Below are 16,789 nucleotides of genomic sequence, written 5' to 3'. Positions count from 1 at the left end.
TCCCTTCATTTATCTGTTTTGTTACTTTATAAGTTCACAAATTTAATGCATAATGTACATATTATTTAGAACCGCACAAAATATTATACATTAATATGTGACATTTCTCAACTTTATTGTATTAAAATTCCGAGTGCAATTTACTAATATTATTATTTAACAATTAATTATTATCTTATTCAAAATTAATTATTAATTTCTATCGTATATATTGCTAATTTGTAATTTTAACTTTTATTCTATAAATTTTGCCTTATTAACTCTTTTAGTTACTTCAAACTAAATCCTGTGCTTCTTTTACATTACTAATGCCTATTAATTCTATTCCACTAGTATCTTTTAAGCTATCCATTGATACCTTTGGAAGAACACAGCGTTTAAATCCTAATTTTTTTGCCTCAGCAACTCTTTGATCTGTCATTGCAACTGCTCTTATTTCACCTGCCAGACCTACCTCGCCAAAAAATATTGTATCTGCCTCAATAACTCTGTTTTTGTAACTTGAAAGCATGGCAATTACAAGCGCTAAATCAAGACCGGGTTCTGATATTTTCATTCCGCCTGCAACGTTTACATAAGCATCGAAGTCTCCCATTTGAATTCCAATTCTTTTTTCTAAAACTGCCATCAAAAGATTTACTCTGTTATAATCAGTTCCCACCGCAGTTCTTCTCGGCATACCAAAATTGCTTCTTGTTAGAAGTGCCTGTATTTCCACTAAAATAGGGCGTGTTCCCTCCATGAGGCAGGCTACAACTGAACCCGAAGCATCTGTAGGTCTTCCCTCAAGCATAAATTCTGAAGGATTAAGTATCTGCTCTAATCCTTCGCTTCTCATTTCAAATACTCCTATTTCATTTGTAGAACCATATCTATTCTTTACACCTCTTATAATTCTGTAAGCAGCATGTCTGTCTCCTTCAAAATAAAGAACTGTATCTACCATATGCTCTAACACTCTTGGTCCTGCCACAACCCCCTCTTTTGTTACATGACCTACTATAAACATTGGAATTGTACTTCCCTTTGCGACCTGCATGAGAGCGTTTGTAGATTCTCTTACCTGACTTACACTTCCCGGTGCCGAACCTACTTCTTCACGATACATTGTCTGAATCGAATCAATAACAACAATATCCGGATTACATACTTTTATCTGTTCTTCTATGGTATCAAGACTTGTTTCGCACAAAAGAAGCATTTTGTCATTAAATTTTCCTATTCTGTTTGCTCTTAATTTTATTTGCTTAACTGATTCTTCACCTGATATATAAAGCACTTTTTTTCCATCATTTGACAGGTTTCTGCATACCTGCAACAATAACGTTGATTTTCCAATACCCGGATCTCCACCTACAAGTACCATTCCTCCAGGCACAATACCCCCACCTAACACTCTGTCTAATTCAGAAAATCCTGTTGAAATTCTTTCTTCATCTGCTGCATCAACTTCATTTATTGCTACCGGTTTACTTTCAAGTATATTTCTTCCCGTAAGTCCCTTTGTTTTCTTTGTGACTAATTCTTCTACAAATGTGTTCCATTCTTTACATCCCGGACATTGTCCTAACCATTTGCTTGTTTCATATCCGCATTCTTTGCAAAAAAATGCTGTTGTCTTTCCTTTTGCCATATTTCTCCTTTTTCATTCCCCGGGGGTGAAGCAGGATAATTTTGACTAAAGTACGCTCGCGCTGCTTGCCGCTCGTAGCGGTTCTAAATCTTCCGCCACATTCTGACTTCGAAACCATTGGTTTCTGTCAGAATATGGCGAAAGATTTGAACCGACGGCGGCAAATGCTCTTTATTCAAATTTATCCTGCTTCACCTTCCGGGCTTTAAAACTCTCGCTTCTTCTCAGTGATTATGCATTCGCCAACTCTTACTCTTTATCTTTTTTTGTTATACCCATGGCTCCGCCATGTAATCACTTCGAATCCGCTTCGCTTCTTCTCAGTGATTATGCATTCGCCAAATACTATCTGCTTTTTTTGCAAGCAAAAAGCAGATAGTATTTGGCTCATTGCGTATAACAAAAAAAGTGTCATGTTGTTTGACACTTTTTTAGTTTATTTTTATTTTATTATTGTGCTTATTGATTATTAAATTGCTACAACTTTTACGTGTGTTACAGCTTCTTTATCAGCATCTACACTAATTGTAAGCTTTCCACCTAAGTTAGTTTTCATCTTTCCAACTGCTTTATTGCTGATGAAAACTTCATATTCTTTTTCTGCTGTTAATTCAAGTGTTATCTGAGTCTGTCCTAATCCTTCAACAAAGAAACTTACTTCATCAGCTGTTGCTTTGAATGCATTTACTGCTGTTCCCGGTGTTGATTCATATACAAACATTCCGTTTCTTTCTAATTTAGTAATCTCATTGAAAGTCTTTACTTTGTACATATCACCTGCAACTTCAAAATCTGCAAGCTTTGTCTTCTTATCTAATGTATAATCACCAAAGCTAATAGAACCATCGCTTTCTTTTCTAATCAATTCGCTTACTACTGCCATCTTATCCTCCTGTTATTTTCGCCCGTTAATTCCGTCAGGCGTCCTAGTGTTTTTTTCATTATAACATACTTGTCCGTTTTTTTCTTCCAAAAGTCGTATATAATTTATTAAATTTTTATTACAAATTTATCACTATTCGTTCAATTATTTCTTTAGAATAATAACCTCTTTATTTCTAACTAAAATAGTAATACTGTCTCCATTTGTAACATTTCCATTTAATATTTCATCTGACAATGTATCTTCAATTTTATTTTGAATCATTCTTCTAAGTGGTCTTGCCCCATACTTCTTGTCATAACCTTCCTGTGTTATATACTTTTTGGCAGAATCTGCAAATCTGATATCTATATCCATCTGCTCTTTTACTCTGTGTTTAAACTGGTTAAGCATGATGTTTACAATCTTTCCTACTTCATTCTTTCCAAGACTGTGGAACACAATAATATCATCAATTCTGTTTATGAATTCAGGTCTGAAAATTCGTTTAACATCTTCCATGACATTTGCTTTCATTTTTTCATAATCCTGTTTTTCATTTTCTTCTGAATTGAATCCTAATTTTTTAGGTTCCATAATTCTTGAAGCACCGGCATTACTTGTCATAATCAGAATTGTATTTTTAAAGCTTACTTTTCTTCCTTTAGAATCAGTAATGTGACCATCGTCAAGTACCTGAAGTAATATGTTAAATACATCCGGATGTGCTTTTTCAATTTCATCAAATAGTATAACTGAATATGGATTTCTTCTTACTTTTTCGCTTAATTGTCCACCTTCATCATATCCTACATATCCCGGAGGTGAACCTACCATTTTAGAAACGCTGTGCTTTTCCATGTACTCAGACATATCTACCCTGATAATTGCTTCTTCTGAACCAAATACAGATTCTGCAAGTGCTTTTGACAATTCTGTTTTTCCTACACCTGTAGGTCCTAAAAACAAAAATGAACCAATAGGTCTGTTTGGATCTTTCAATCCTACTCTTCCTCTTCGTACAGCCTTGGCTACAGCTTTTACTGCTTCATCCTGACCTACCACTCTCTTATGAAGAACTTCCTCTAATTTAATCAAATGCTTTGTCTCATCTTTTGTTAATTTGCTTACCGGAATTCTGGTCCACATTGAAACAACTTCCGCTATTTCACTTTCACCTATTACAGGTTTATTTTCATATTTATTTGTGTTCCATTTTTCAGTAACTTTATCTAACTTAGTCATTGCTTTGTCTAAATTAATCTTAGCTTCGCTTCCCGTCTTAAAGTCACCCTTCTTTATGGAGTCTTCCAACATATTTGTGTAAAGTTCCACATTGTTTTCAGCATTAATAACTGCTTTTGTTTTTGGTGTTCCTTTAAGTCTTGCCTTTGCACATGCTTCATCAATTAAATCAATTGCCTTGTCAGGAAGGTATCTGTCATTAATATATCTTTCAGATAATTTTGCTGCTGCATCAATTCCTTCTTCTGAGATTACAACGTTATGATATTTTTCATAAGTCTCTTTCAAACCATTTAAAATTGTAATTGTATCTTCTACTGATGGTTCATCCACCATTATAGGCTGAAATCTTCTTTCTAATGCTGCATCTTTTTCGATATTTTTTCTGTATTCATTTATTGTTGTTGCTCCAATTATCTGTATCTGACCTCTTGCAAGTGATGGCTTTAATATATTTGAAGCATCCATAGAGCCTTCTGCACTTCCGGCCCCTATGATTGTATGAATTTCATCAATAAAAAGAATAATATTGCCTGCTGCCTGAACTTCACTTATTATCCTCTTAATTCTTTCCTCAAATTCACCTCTGTATTTTGATCCGGCAACTGTGCTAGTCAAATCAAGAATAAATATTCTCTTATCAAGCATTGTTTCAGGAACTTCACCTGCTTCAATTTTCTGTGCAATTGCTTCTATGATTGCTGTCTTACCTACACCCGGTTCACCTATAAGACATGGGTTGTTCTTTGTTCTTCTACTTAAAACCTGTATAACTCTCTGGATTTCTGTTTCTCTTCCTACTACAGGGTCTAATCTCTTTTCATGTGCATCTCTTGTTAAATCTCGTCCAAACTGTTCTAATGTAGGCACATCTGACCTTCTAACCGGCTCTTTTCTTCCCTGCTTAACATATGCTCTAAATTCATTAGGGTCTCTATCTGTAAGTTTTAAAATATCTATGCATAAATTCTTTAAATTTAGACCAAAACTTGTTAACATTCTATTTGCCTGACATTCTGAGTCAGCAATTATTGCTAGTAAAACATGCTCTGTACCGACTTCATTTACTCCCATTCTTCCTGCTTCAAGTTTTGCTCTATCTAAAACTCCCTGACTTCGGGATGTAAATTTTAAATTATTTCTTGAAATTCTTCTCTTCGTTTTTAAAATATCCTGCTCTGTAATGTCTTCGCCTATTGCCCTGATTATATCGTGAGCTTCAAGTTCATAATTGTATAATATATTCGCAGCGACACCGTCAGTAACCTTTGCAAGCCCACCTAGAAGATGCTCTGTTTCTATATAATCAGCCTCAAAATATACAGCAATATCTTTTGCATATTCTAAAGCCTGTAAAGTCTGTTTTGTATATTTTTTGTCCTCCATTGCTTTCCCTCCTATTCTGTATTTATTGTATCAGACATTTGTGATTTATTTGCAAATATCTTTATTATCATTATTTTAATAATTTAATAAAACTGTGATTATTAAAAAAATACTTTTATTATATGTCAGAAAGGACCCGAAAGCTACATCTTGCAACACTCCGGATCCTTGCTATTTTGTTATTAATCTACGAAAACAAAATCTTCATCATCATCATCTGATTTTCCTGTGCTGTCTTTCTTATCACTCTCTGTCTGAATATCTTTTTCATTCTCCATCAGAATACTATTTTCATTTTCTTCGATTTCATTTGTTTCTTCTAAGATATTGATTCCATTATCAGCATCATTATCTTCATTCTGTTCATCTGTATTGTCAAATATACCTGTTTCCATTGCCACAGCTAATTTTAAATCCTCATTTACTTCTGAAATAGCTTCTTCTATTTCATCTTCTTCTGTCTTTTCATGAGTTTCTTTTGTAGTATCATCACTATCTGTAGTCTCAGGATTTTCTTCGTTTTCAGAATCATCTGCTTTAACATCATCATCCTGACCTTCTACATTGATTCCAAAATTATTAGTTTCTTCATCTTTTGACTTTTTTATCTTTTTTGTTTTATTTGACAATATAAGATTTAGCACTGCAAATATAAGAATAACAATTAAGATAATTAATCCTGCAATCGCTTTCACTAAGATATTATATCTGTCAACAATACTATTATACTTATCCTGTAATTTTCCGTATGCAGTATTTGCTGCCTCAAGCTGTGTGTTAACATCACTTGTAGCTATGTATCTCTGGAATACCTTTTCCTGATCATCATAGCAATAAAGATTTATATCTCCATCCCAGTTCATTGCATATACAAGATACAGTTTTTCTTCTGAATCAAGTTCCCATGCACTAACTTCCTGGTCATAAATTGTTATTCTTTTTTTTGTATAATTCTTAAGGCATGAATCTCTTTTTTCCGGTCTTACTACAGTGTACATTCTACTCTTAATAAGAATGTTTCTCATCGGATAAAAAGTATCCTTCTTTTCATTATAAATATAAAATCCTGCTATGCCTTCTTCCTCATTTGTCATATAGACTGCTGTGAGTTGTTTAACTTTACCTACAATGCAAGGCACTTCTTTTTTATTATATGTAAATGTGCTTTCTTCAAATCCTTCAGGAATATCACTTTTTTTAATTTTTGAAGATATAGTCAATTCTGTTTTGTTAACAGTAACCTTAATTCCACTATCTTTTTTAGTTTCTGTATCTTCTTTATAAGTTTCTTCCTCATCTGTTGTAAGTCTTTTTGTTTTAATTGTGTATGTAGTTTTCTGACCATTTGAATCTGTCACTTCAACATATGTCTTATTGTCACCTTCATCTAATGTGTCCCATGAAACTTTTACATTTGCTGAACTTTCAGTTGCAACGGCATTAATGTCTAATTTCTTAACACTGTTTTTTACTGTAGCTTCATAATCAGTTACATCTTCTGAAAATGAAGGGCTTAAATTTACTACCGTGCTATCTCCTGAATCTGTTTTACCATTAACTGTCAGTTCTTTTAAAGAAGAATCGGCAAAAACATTTGCTCCCATTAATGTTGTTAATCCTGCAGCCACAATTAAACTTAATAATAATGATTTACTTTTTCTCATTATTCGTACCCATTCCTTTAATCACAAGCATCTTGTGTTTAAAAGGTGCAAATCAAAGGCTTATATGATTTGCAATTTTCCTTTCTCACATATTTTTTTCATCTCTTTCCCTTACTTTTAAGCTTCGTCGATAGCCTTTCCGATATCATGTCTCATATACTTATTATCGAAATCTATCCATTCTGTTGCCTTATATGCATTCGCTCTGGCTTCTTTTAAATCTTTTCCCTTTGCAGTTACGCCTAATACACGTCCTCCGTTTGTTACAATCTTTCCATCGTCATCAAACTTTGTTCCTGCATGGAATACATAATATCCATCTTTATCCTTAAACGTATCTAATCCTTTTATTTCAAATCCCTTTTCATAACTTACAGGATAGCCGTCACTTGCAAGAACTACACATACAGTTGCATTATCTTCAAACTGCAAATCAATCTTATCAAGTGTTCCGTCGATGCATGCTTCAAATACATCAATTATGTCATTTTTCATTCTTGGAAGAACTACCTGTGCTTCCGGGTCACCAAATCTTGCATTATACTCTAATACCTTTGGTCCGTCTTCTGTAATCATTAATCCAAAGAAGATAATTCCCTTAAATGTTCTTCCTTCAGCTTTCATAGCGTCAACAGTAGCCTGATAAATGTATTTCTTACAGAATTCATCAACTTCTTTTGTATAGAAAGGACTTGGTGAAAATGTTCCCATTCCTCCTGTGTTAAGACCTGTGTCACCATCTCCTGCACGCTTATGGTCCTGAGCACTTGTCATTATCTTTATTGTATTCCCATCAACAAAAGATAAAACAGAAACTTCTCTTCCTGTCATAAATTCTTCTACAACCATTGTATTTCCGGCTGAGCCAAATTTCTTATCAAGCATTATGCTCTTTACGCCTTCAATTGCTTCTTCTTTTGTATTGCAAATTAATACACCTTTTCCTAAAGCAAGTCCATCTGCCTTTAATACAATTGGATATTTTGAAGTTTCCAAATATTCTAATGCTTTTTCAGGAGAATCAAAATTTTCATATCCTGCTGTTGGAATATTGTATTTCTTCATTAAGTCTTTAGAAAACGCTTTTGATCCCTCTAAAATAGCTGCTGCCTTATTTGGTCCAAATACTCTTAACCCTTCTGCTTCAAAAGCATCTACAACACCGCCTACTAACGGATCATCCATACCAATTACAGTTAAGTCAATTTCTTTTTCTTTTGCAAATGAAACTAACTTATCAAATTCCATTGCACCGATATTTACACATTCTGCATATTCTGCAATTCCTGCGTTGCCGGGCGCACAATAAATCTTATCAACTTTTGAACTCTTTGCTACTGCATTTGCAATGGCATGTTCTCTTCCACCGCTTCCAACAATTAATACTTTCATTGTCTTCTCCTTATATTGTCTACTGATATATTACTTTATTGTCTACAACTTTGATTTTACCATTGGCAATATCATTAATCGCCTGTGGCATAATCTTCCATTCAGCCTGTTCCATAACTCTTTTCTGAAGCACTTCAGGTGTATCTCCCGGTAAAATGTCTACCGCCTTCTGATAAATTATAGGACCTGTATCTGTTCCTTCATCTACAAAATGAACTGTAGCTCCTGTTACCTTAACACCTCTTTCTAATGCTTTTTCATGAACCTTTAATCCATAAAAACCATTTCCACAGAATGATGGAATAAGAGATGGATGTATGTTTATAATTTTATTTCTGTATTTTGAAATCATTTCAGGAGGTAATACAACCAAAAATCCGGCGAGAACGATTAAATCTAATTTATACTTATCTAAAGTATCAATTAACGCCTGATTAAAATCTTTTCTTTCAGCAAAATCTTTAGGTGAAATACATTCTGCATTAATTCCATTTTCCTTTGCTCTTACAAGCGCATATGCATCTTTCTTATTGCTTATTACTACTTCGATTTCTGTATTTGTAATTACTTTATTCTTAATTCCATCAATGATTGCCTGAAGGTTTGTTCCTCCGCCTGAAACTAAAACCCCAACTCTTAGCATAATTCAGCTCCTTTTTCTCCTGCCTCAATCTTTCCGATTTCATAGCATGTTTCTCCGGCAGCTTCTAATGCTTTCATTGTCTTTTCTACATCTGCAGGGTCAACTGCTAATACCATACCGATACCCATGTTGTATGTGTTGTACATCATTTCTTCTGCAATATCTCCTGTCTTAGCAAGGAGTTTAAAAATTGCAGGTACTTCATAGCTGTCTTTCTTTACAACTGCCTTTACTCCATCAGGAAGCATTCTTGGAATATTTTCATAGAATCCACCACCTGTAATATGACTGCATCCCTTAATTGTTACTCCTGCATCTTTAACATTCTTTAATGCTTTAACATAAATTCTTGTTGGTGCAAGTAAAGCTTCTCCTAATGTCTTTCCTAATTCATCATAATATGTATTAAGTGATTCTTCTGACATTTCAAATACTTTTCTTACTAAAGAAAATCCGTTACTATGTACACCTGATGATGCGATACCAATTAACGCATCTCCCGGTTTAATATTTTCTCCTGTAATTAAATCTTTTTTATCTACTACACCTACTGCAAATCCTGCTAAATCGTATTCATTTTCAGGCATAAGTCCCGGATGTTCTGCTGTTTCACCACCAACTAATGCTGCTCCTGACTGTTTACATCCTTCTGCGACACCACTTACGATTGTAGCAATCTTTTCAGGATAGTTCTTTCCACATGCGATATAATCAAGGAAGAAAAGTGGTTCTCCACCTGAACATGCAATATCATTTACACACATTGCAACACAGTCAATACCGATTGTATCATGTTTATCCATAATATAAGCTAACTGTACTTTTGTTCCACATCCATCAGTTCCTGATAATAAAACAGGGTCTTCCATTTTCTTAATAGAATCTAAACTGAAAGCTCCGGCAAATCCTCCAAGACCTCCTAAAACTTCAGGTCTCATAGTTCCTTTTACATGCTCTTTCATAAGTTCAACTGACTTGTAACCTGCTTCGATATCAACGCCTGCCTTCTTGTAATCCATAATTCTTTTCTCCTCTTACTTTCAAATGGTTTCTTAAATCATTTTTAATCATATAATGCAAAAACAAATTATAATAAATATGTTTTTTATTTTTCATATTAAAATTTAGTACCGATTATATGAAAATATAATACCGTTACGTTTTTTAATATAATTTTAGTAGTTTTTATATCCTACTTTTTTCAACTTTGTATCTTTTGCTACAACGTCTTTTTTCATTTTTTCTGTATATGCTTTTAACTTTTCAAGCAACTGTGCATCAGATGTTGCAAGAATCTTTGCTGCAAGAATACCTGCATTCTGTCCACCATTAATAGCAACTGTTGCAACCGGAATACCTGATGGCATCTGAACGATTGAGTATAATGAATCTACTCCGCCTAAATCTGATGTTTTCATTGGTATACCTATTACCGGCATAGGGAATAAAGCTGCGCACATGCCCGGAAGATGAGCTGCCTTACCAGCTCCTGCAATAATAACTTTTACTCCTCTTTCTTCTGCGCCCTTAGCCCATTCAAAAAAGATGTCCGGCTCTCTGTGTGCTGAGATGATTGTCATTTCATAATCAATTCCTATCTCTTCAAGAAAATCTGCTGCTTTGCTCATTACCGGCAGATCTGAATCGCTGCCCATTACAATTGCTACTTTTGCCATTGCTCTTCTCCTTCATAATTTCTTATAGTATTGTATTAAACTTTGATGCCTACGGATTGTTCCGTGCTACGCACTCACACAATCCTCCCCTGGCTTCTTAAATCATAAAAACACTTACATTGTAACTGTTAAGACTTATTACGTCAATAAATGGGGTACTAAATTAACAATTTTATTACATTTATTTACATTTTTATGTTTATTTTATTTATCAAAAGCTTCATTTAAAAGTTCTGTTCCCGGAAGAACAAATCTTCCATCCTTTATAATGACAATTTCTTCACCATTTTTAGTTACGGCTGTAATTTCTCCAAGTTCATCATAAGGTATCGTTATATCTGTATGACAACTGAAATATGCTTTTGACAAATCTTCATTTCTTAAAGCTGAGATTTCATTTTCCTTTGCTACAATTTCTTTTCCATCAGGATTAAATGTCTTAACATCTTCTTCCCAACTGTAACATGTATCACCTACTGCAAAATGAGGTCCCATTTTTTCCACTATTAAAATTGGAAGTTTATATACTATATCGTATTTATTTGCCATAACATAAGCTGTTGTATTTGTTCCTATGGCAAATTCCCCTATAGGTAAAGTGTCATGATTAAACATAACATTTTCTTTTATATACTTTTTATTTTCTTCTTCAGTATCGAAATTCTTACATGTATAGTCTTTTATGCATCCATTTTCAAATGTAATTTCCAAATCATTGTATTTTAATTCATTTAAATATACCTGACTCACATGTAACACTCCGTTAGTTCCTGTAAGTTTTGGCGAAGTAAACACTTCTCCTAATGGAATGTTTACATCTGCCAGACAGTTTTCAAAATTAGTTTCTTTTTCAGGATTTTTCAATTCATGCATATTAACCGTAATGTATGTCTTATTGCTTCCTTTTCCTTCGACCCTTACAAAATCTGCCTTATCAAGGGCATCTATTATACTCTGCTGTACCTTGCGATATTTATCCTGATCTAAACAGTTAATTTTAACTGTTTCTTCGAATAATTCTTCATAATCCATTCCAATTTCAGGAAGTGGAAACGCAATAATCGTAAAGCTTCTCTCATCGCCCTTAATATATTTTTGAACTATCTGAGTATATTCTCTTGCATATTCAACTTTTAATTTCTGTTGCTCCTTGCTTAACTGTAAAGCTTCTTTTTTATTTTCCGGCTCAAATGGATTTTCTCCAAATACTTCTATAACCGCCGGTCCTGCCATAAGTGCTGCTGTTTTCTTTCTATTTTCAAATGCTGTAGTTGCAACCTCTAACTTTCTTTGTACATAACCTTTGTCAAAGAATAATGCATCATCAAACTTATGGTCAAACCAATACTGTTTATTTATCTTGGTAGATTCATATCCTCCTTTATAAATAACCGGTTTTAATCCCATATTTTCAAACTGCTTTATGGCAGCACGGATTATTCTTTCAAATCCAATATAATATCTTATATCTACTGCACTTTTAATAGATAAATCTTTTCCTGTGTTTATAAATCCAAGTCTGTATCCTTCCGTATAAACACTTGCAATTTTATCTATTTTTTCCTGTGAAAGTGTATTTAAAAATTTTGCTGTTTCTATTTCGTTTTCACTAATACTTTCACCATATTTGTATAAATATCTTAAATCTTCTAAATCACTTTCCATTACAATCTTAACTGCAAAATCATTTTCAGGATTTATTATTTCATCTATTCTGTTAGTCATAAAAATTTCTGAATTATCTTTTTCAAAAGAATAAATCATATCGTGAATTGATTTCTTTGTAAGATTTTCTCTATCTTCAAATTGATTATATATTTCTATAAACAATTCCATTCTCAATGTTATTTCTTCTAATTTGCCCTGAAATGCATTAGAAATCATATTTCTGTTTGTCGTAAATACATAACATAATAACTGTCCGTATTCTTCTCCTAATTTTTCTACTGCAAATTTAGGATTTGCGAAGCATTTTCCATATACAATTTCCGTTTCATCTTCATATAAATCTTTATTAAGGAATGTCAACTGTTCTAAAGTCAACTCTTCAATCTTTTTGCTTTCTATTAGCCCAAGTAAATTATCTATTTTAAGTATAAACTGTGCTGCTGCAACAAAATAAGGTAGAAATTTTTCTTCTACTGTATCTTCAGTAATTATTTCTTTTATTCTTTCTATAGCAATATCATATCTTTCTTTAATCATAGATTTACTCCTAAAGGCTATTCTTTAATTCTGCCTTTTTCTACATTTTTATTAATTATATTTTCAAAATAATCCCATATTTTGACGGAACCATCCGGTGTTTTTTTGTTTCTAGCCATAATCTGTTCTTTTTTTACACCATGCTCCATCCATGCCCTTCCGTCAGTAGCATCATTTAACATTATTGGCTGAGTTTTGTCTAATGTTATTGCAAATTTTGCTTCTTTTGTTTCTCCGGCTTCAAATTCATCCCAGAGTCCTCTAATCATTTTTGCCTGGTCATTTGGAAGTATATTAAAAATTCTGTCTGCGGCAACTAACTCCCTCTCTCTCTTTGTTTCATTTCCCTTATTATCATATGCATATGTATCACCTGCATCTATTTCAACAAGGTCATGTACAAGTACCATCTCTATAACTCTAAGCAAATCTACTTTTTCATTTGCATACTCATTCATTATCATTGCCATCATAGCCAGATGCCATGCATGCTCAGCATCATTTTCATGTCTACTGCCACTTGTCACATATGATTGTCTAAAAATTTCTTTTGATTTATCTACTTCTCTGATAAATTCCATCTGCTTTTCAAATCTTTCTTTATCCGACATTGTCTTACCATTACTGCTGTGCAAAGCATCCTTTCTTATATTTTTTAGTAAAATACTAAATCATTTTTTTTAAGTAAAATACTAAATCATTTTTTTTAAGTAAAATACTAAATCATTTTTATTGTTTCGCGCTACGCACTCCCACAATTTCACCCTGGCATCATACATATATTAAAAATACGCACAAAATTCCAATCCATATTACTGCATTAGAAATTGTTCCTATATATGTGTATTTTAAAAACTTTGTTTCTTCCTGATAACTTTTTAAACCTATTACAAATCCGGCAAGCGCAAGTCCAAATATAGCCCATGCCAAAATTCCTACATATATACCTGCGTTTCCATTCTGCACTATGCATAACGCAACTGTTAAAACAAATAATATAAAAGCTTCAAGTGCTATAAGCGAAGATATTCTTCCGCCCTTTGTATAACTGCTTAATGCTATTCTTTGTTTTTTGTCTTTTTTATTTCTTTTCGCCATTGTTTCTCCTACATAACATGTTTGTGAAGTTTTGTTAATCTGAATATTATATATCCTAAACATCCGCCTAATGTATTAAGGAAAATGTCATCAACATCAAAAGCACCTACTTTTGTCAGCAACTGTGCTGTCTCTATTCCAAAACTAAGCAGCATTGCCCAAATTGTAACTGTTATTATATTTTTAAATATTGGTTTTCTTGATATGGTTGGTAGCAAAAATCCAAACGGCAGAAAACATACTACATTTCCTACCAGATTTATAAGTGTAACATTCCAGCCATATGTGTAGCGCATATTCCAAAAGCGCTTAATTTCTTTAAATAATGTTAAATTATATCTGTATGTATCACTAACCAGCTCTCTATCTAAACTTTCAGAGAAAAACATTACATACAAAGCACATAATAAATACAATATAAACAGGATACGACCCCAAAGCCGTATCCTTTTTTGAGTCTTTGTCACTACTTTAAAATCTCCCGACTATTTTACTCCATATTTGTCATAGTATTCGTCAATCGCTGCCTTAATCTCATCTGTAATTACTACTTTTCCATTGCATTCTTTATTATACAAATGTTCAACAACTTCTTCCATTGTTACTATTGCATTTGCATCAAATCCGTATAATTCTTTAATTTCATCAAGGGCACATTTTTCGCCACCCTTTCCAACTTCCATTCTATTTAATGAAACCATTAATCCTACGATTTCAACATCAGCAGCATTTCTTACCTTTGGTACTGTTTCTTCCATTGATTTTCCTGATGTTGTTACGTCTTCAATCATGACAACTCTATCACCATCTTTTAACTTACTTCCAAGAAAACTTCCCTTGTCAGCACCATGGTCTTTTTCTTCCTTACGGTCTGAACAGTAACGTACATCTTTTCCATATAATTCGCTATATGCAATAGCTGTTACAACACTGATAGGGATTCCCTTATATGCAGGTCCGAATAATACGTCAAAATCATCTCCATATGTATCATGGATTGCCTTTGCATAATATTCTCCTAACTTTTTAAGCTGTGAACCTGTTACATATCCTCCTGCGTTCATAAAAAATGGTGATTTTCTTCCACTCTTTAATGTGAATTCTCCAAATTTTAAAACATCACTTTCTACCATAAAATCAATAAATTCCTGCTTGTACGCTTCCATTTTGTTTCTCCTTTACCAATCTGTATTGCCCCCTCCCTTCGGTCAGCGGCTATTCGTCGGAAACATTTATAGAAAATGAACTTCGTTCATTTTGTTTCCTCCTCTATTATTTTACTAATCCAATTAATGAATTAATATCTTCAACATTGTGTCTTCTCATATAGTCTTCAATTCCTGCAACAACTTCTTCTGTTACTAATGGATTTGTAAAATTTGCTGTTCCTATTGAAACTGCTGTTGCACCGGCTAATATAAACTCCATCGCATCATTTGCATCTTTAATTCCACCCATTCCGATTATAGGAATATTTACGGCATTTGCAACCTGATATACCATACGAACTGCTACCGGTTTTATTGCAGGGCCTGAAAGACCACCTGTCTTATTTGCCAAAGCAAATTTCTGACGTTCAACATCTATCTTCATTCCTGTAATTGTATTAATAAGTGATAATGCATCTGCACCACCTGCTTCTGCTGCCTTTGCCATAACAGTTATGTCTGTTACATTTGGACTTAATTTCATGATAATTGGCTGTTTTGCAACTTTTTTAACTTCTTTAGTGATTGCTTCTACTGCCTTAGGGTCCTGTCCAAAAGCTATTCCGCCTTCCTTTACATTAGGACATGAAATATTGATTTCCAGCATATCTACAGGCTCGTTTCCAAGCTTTTCTACAACATCAATATATTCTTCTGTAGAATGGCCACACACATTTACAATAATCTTTGTATCAAACTGTTTAAGAAATGGGATATCTCTTTTTGCAAATAAATCAAATCCCGGATTCTGTAAACCGATTGCATTTAGCATTCCACCATAAGTTTCTGCAATTCTAGGTGTAGGATTTCCCGGCCATGGTACATTGGCCACACCCTTCGTAACTACTGCTCCTAATTTATTTAAATCTACAAATTCGCTGTATTCAGCTCCTGAACCAAATGTTCCTGATGCTTCCATAACAGGATTTTTGAATTCAACGCCTGCAATATTAACCTTTGTATTCATTATAATTCAACCTCCTGTGCTAAAAATACGGGACCGTCTTTGCAAATTCGTTTATTATTTACATTTGTATGATGGTCTTTTTCTTTTGACTTGCATACACATCCAAGACATGCACCAATTCCGCATGCCATCTTTTCTTCTAATGAAATCTGGCACTCAATGTCATTTGCCAAAGCATATTCTTTTATCGCTCTAAGCATTGGTGTTGGTCCACACGCATAAATTACATCGCCTGTTACAGCACATGCTTTAATCGCATCTATAACTGTTCCTTTCGTTCCTGTGCTTCCATCTTCTGTAGCAATATAAACATCACCATTTTTTTCAAGTTCGTCAATCAGAAACAATTCATCTCTATATCCTGCAACTGTCTGAACTTCTGCGATTTCTTTTAATTCTTTTCCTAACTGAACCATTGGAGGTATACCTATACCTCCTCCGATAAGAATCGCTTTTTTGCCTTCTCTTTGCATAAATCCATTTCCAAGTGGTCCTAAAATGTCAATATCATCACCTGACACATATCCGGACATTTCGGTGGTTCCTCCACCTACTACTCTATATACGATTCTTAAAGTTCCTTCTTCTTTATTAACTTCACAAATACTGATTGGTCTAGGTAAAAGCTTTGCTCCATCTTTACAATAAACAGATATAAACTGTCCTGCTACAGCTTTTGCTGCAATATCTTTTGTCTGAATCCACATACTGTAAACTCCTGTTGCTATGGATTCCTGTGAAATTACTTTTGCGATTTCTTTATGTTTCATCTAAACAGCACCTTTCTTAGATTGTGTTTGTATATTTTAA

Annotated in this window: 15 protein-coding genes; all 15 read right to left on the bottom strand. The window is 33.6% G+C overall.

Annotated features, from left to right (window positions below; genetic code table 11):
• Nucleotides 1–274 precede the first annotated feature (274 nt).
• Nucleotides 275–1,633, bottom strand: coding sequence for a DNA repair protein RadA (gene radA, locus CCC31_RS02220; RefSeq protein ID WP_290849267.1), 1,359 nt, complete (start codon nt 1,631–1,633; stop codon nt 275–277).
• A 469-nt stretch (nt 1,634–2,102) separates the two neighbouring features.
• Nucleotides 2,103–2,516 carry an endosialidase gene (locus tag CCC31_RS02215; protein WP_290849265.1) on the bottom strand — a complete coding sequence of 138 codons (414 nt, stop codon included), beginning with the start codon at nt 2,514–2,516 and terminating at the stop codon, nt 2,103–2,105.
• Nucleotides 2,517–2,660: 144 nt separating this feature from the next.
• On the bottom strand, nt 2,661–5,126 hold the full coding sequence (locus CCC31_RS02210) for an ATP-dependent Clp protease ATP-binding subunit (protein WP_290849263.1): 2,466 nt from the start codon (nt 5,124–5,126) through the stop codon (nt 2,661–2,663).
• 182 nt (nt 5,127–5,308) lie between these two features.
• Nucleotides 5,309–6,790: a cadherin-like beta sandwich domain-containing protein gene (locus tag CCC31_RS02205; RefSeq protein WP_290849261.1), complete on the bottom strand. Its 1,482-nt coding sequence runs from the start codon at nt 6,788–6,790 to the stop codon at nt 5,309–5,311.
• A 117-nt stretch (nt 6,791–6,907) separates the two neighbouring features.
• The gene (purD, locus tag CCC31_RS02200) at nt 6,908–8,182 is read right to left on the bottom strand and encodes a phosphoribosylamine--glycine ligase (protein WP_290849259.1); all 1,275 of its coding nucleotides are present in this window, start codon (nt 8,180–8,182) and stop codon (nt 6,908–6,910) included.
• A gap of 19 nt (nt 8,183–8,201) precedes the next feature.
• The gene (purN, locus tag CCC31_RS02195; protein ID WP_117908779.1) at nt 8,202–8,825 is read right to left on the bottom strand and encodes a phosphoribosylglycinamide formyltransferase; all 624 of its coding nucleotides are present in this window, start codon (nt 8,823–8,825) and stop codon (nt 8,202–8,204) included.
• Nucleotides 8,819–9,844, bottom strand: a complete 1,026-nt coding sequence (gene purM / locus CCC31_RS02190; protein WP_117908777.1) for a phosphoribosylformylglycinamidine cyclo-ligase — start codon at nt 9,842–9,844, stop codon at nt 8,819–8,821. The genes purN and purM overlap by 7 nt, the downstream gene beginning before the upstream one ends.
• 156 nt (nt 9,845–10,000) lie before the next feature.
• Nucleotides 10,001–10,501 (bottom strand): 5-(carboxyamino)imidazole ribonucleotide mutase, encoded by a 501-nt coding sequence (gene purE / locus CCC31_RS02185; protein WP_022089778.1) that lies wholly within the window; start codon nt 10,499–10,501, stop codon nt 10,001–10,003.
• A 204-nt stretch (nt 10,502–10,705) separates the two neighbouring features.
• Entirely contained in the window at nt 10,706–12,706 is a 2,001-nt protein-coding gene (locus tag CCC31_RS02180; protein WP_290849256.1) for an aminopeptidase, read from the bottom strand.
• Between the two features lie 17 nt (nt 12,707–12,723).
• Nucleotides 12,724–13,341 (bottom strand): HD domain-containing protein, encoded by a 618-nt coding sequence (locus tag CCC31_RS02175; RefSeq protein ID WP_347497651.1) that lies wholly within the window; start codon nt 13,339–13,341, stop codon nt 12,724–12,726.
• 136 nt (nt 13,342–13,477) lie between these two features.
• Complete coding sequence (locus tag CCC31_RS02170; RefSeq protein WP_022089775.1) at nt 13,478–13,804, bottom strand: hypothetical protein; 327 nt, start codon at nt 13,802–13,804, stop codon at nt 13,478–13,480.
• An 8-nt stretch (nt 13,805–13,812) separates the two neighbouring features.
• Nucleotides 13,813–14,271 (bottom strand): VanZ family protein, encoded by a 459-nt coding sequence (locus CCC31_RS02165; RefSeq protein WP_022089774.1) that lies wholly within the window; start codon nt 14,269–14,271, stop codon nt 13,813–13,815.
• Between the two features lie 18 nt (nt 14,272–14,289).
• Nucleotides 14,290–14,970: an orotate phosphoribosyltransferase gene (pyrE, locus tag CCC31_RS02160; RefSeq protein ID WP_022089773.1), complete on the bottom strand. Its 681-nt coding sequence runs from the start codon at nt 14,968–14,970 to the stop codon at nt 14,290–14,292.
• Between the two features lie 106 nt (nt 14,971–15,076).
• On the bottom strand, nt 15,077–15,979 hold the full coding sequence (locus tag CCC31_RS02155; RefSeq protein ID WP_117908769.1) for a dihydroorotate dehydrogenase: 903 nt from the start codon (nt 15,977–15,979) through the stop codon (nt 15,077–15,079).
• Nucleotides 15,979–16,749 (bottom strand): dihydroorotate dehydrogenase electron transfer subunit, encoded by a 771-nt coding sequence (locus tag CCC31_RS02150; protein WP_117908767.1) that lies wholly within the window; start codon nt 16,747–16,749, stop codon nt 15,979–15,981. The genes CCC31_RS02155 and CCC31_RS02150 overlap by 1 nt, the downstream gene beginning before the upstream one ends.
• Between the last annotated feature and the right edge of the window lie 40 nt (nt 16,750–16,789).

The sequence above is a fragment of the Eubacterium sp. LMAG:50 genome, assembly GCF_008680265.1.
Taxonomy (GTDB): Bacteria; Bacillota; Clostridia; order Lachnospirales; family Lachnospiraceae; genus Eubacterium_U; species Eubacterium_U album.
Note: the sequence above shows the minus strand (reverse complement) of the source record. Positions and strands in the feature narration are given on the sequence as shown.

Bases quoted from the DNA above. Each gene is read 5' to 3' on its own strand.
- CCC31_RS02210 (WP_290849263.1), bottom strand. From the start codon at position 5,126: ATGGAGGACAAAAAATATACAAAACAGACTTTACAGGCTTTAGAATAT.
- pyrE (WP_022089773.1), bottom strand. From the start codon at position 14,970: ATGGAAGCGTACAAGCAGGAATTTATTGATTTTATGGTAGAAAGTGAT.
- purE (WP_022089778.1), bottom strand. From the start codon at position 10,501: ATGGCAAAAGTAGCAATTGTAATGGGCAGCGATTCAGATCTGCCGGTA.
- CCC31_RS02205 (WP_290849261.1), bottom strand. From the start codon at position 6,790: ATGAGAAAAAGTAAATCATTATTATTAAGTTTAATTGTGGCTGCAGGA.
- CCC31_RS02155 (WP_117908769.1), bottom strand. From the start codon at position 15,979: ATGAATACAAAGGTTAATATTGCAGGCGTTGAATTCAAAAATCCTGTT.
- radA (WP_290849267.1), bottom strand. From the start codon at position 1,633: ATGGCAAAAGGAAAGACAACAGCATTTTTTTGCAAAGAATGCGGATAT.
- CCC31_RS02215 (WP_290849265.1), bottom strand. From the start codon at position 2,516: ATGGCAGTAGTAAGCGAATTGATTAGAAAAGAAAGCGATGGTTCTATT.
- purM (WP_117908777.1), bottom strand. From the start codon at position 9,844: ATGGATTACAAGAAGGCAGGCGTTGATATCGAAGCAGGTTACAAGTCA.
- CCC31_RS02180 (WP_290849256.1), bottom strand. From the start codon at position 12,706: ATGATTAAAGAAAGATATGATATTGCTATAGAAAGAATAAAAGAAATA.
- CCC31_RS02170 (WP_022089775.1), bottom strand. From the start codon at position 13,804: ATGGCGAAAAGAAATAAAAAAGACAAAAAACAAAGAATAGCATTAAGC.
- purN (WP_117908779.1), bottom strand. From the start codon at position 8,825: ATGCTAAGAGTTGGGGTTTTAGTTTCAGGCGGAGGAACAAACCTTCAG.
- purD (WP_290849259.1), bottom strand. From the start codon at position 8,182: ATGAAAGTATTAATTGTTGGAAGCGGTGGAAGAGAACATGCCATTGCA.
- CCC31_RS02150 (WP_117908767.1), bottom strand. From the start codon at position 16,749: ATGAAACATAAAGAAATCGCAAAAGTAATTTCACAGGAATCCATAGCA.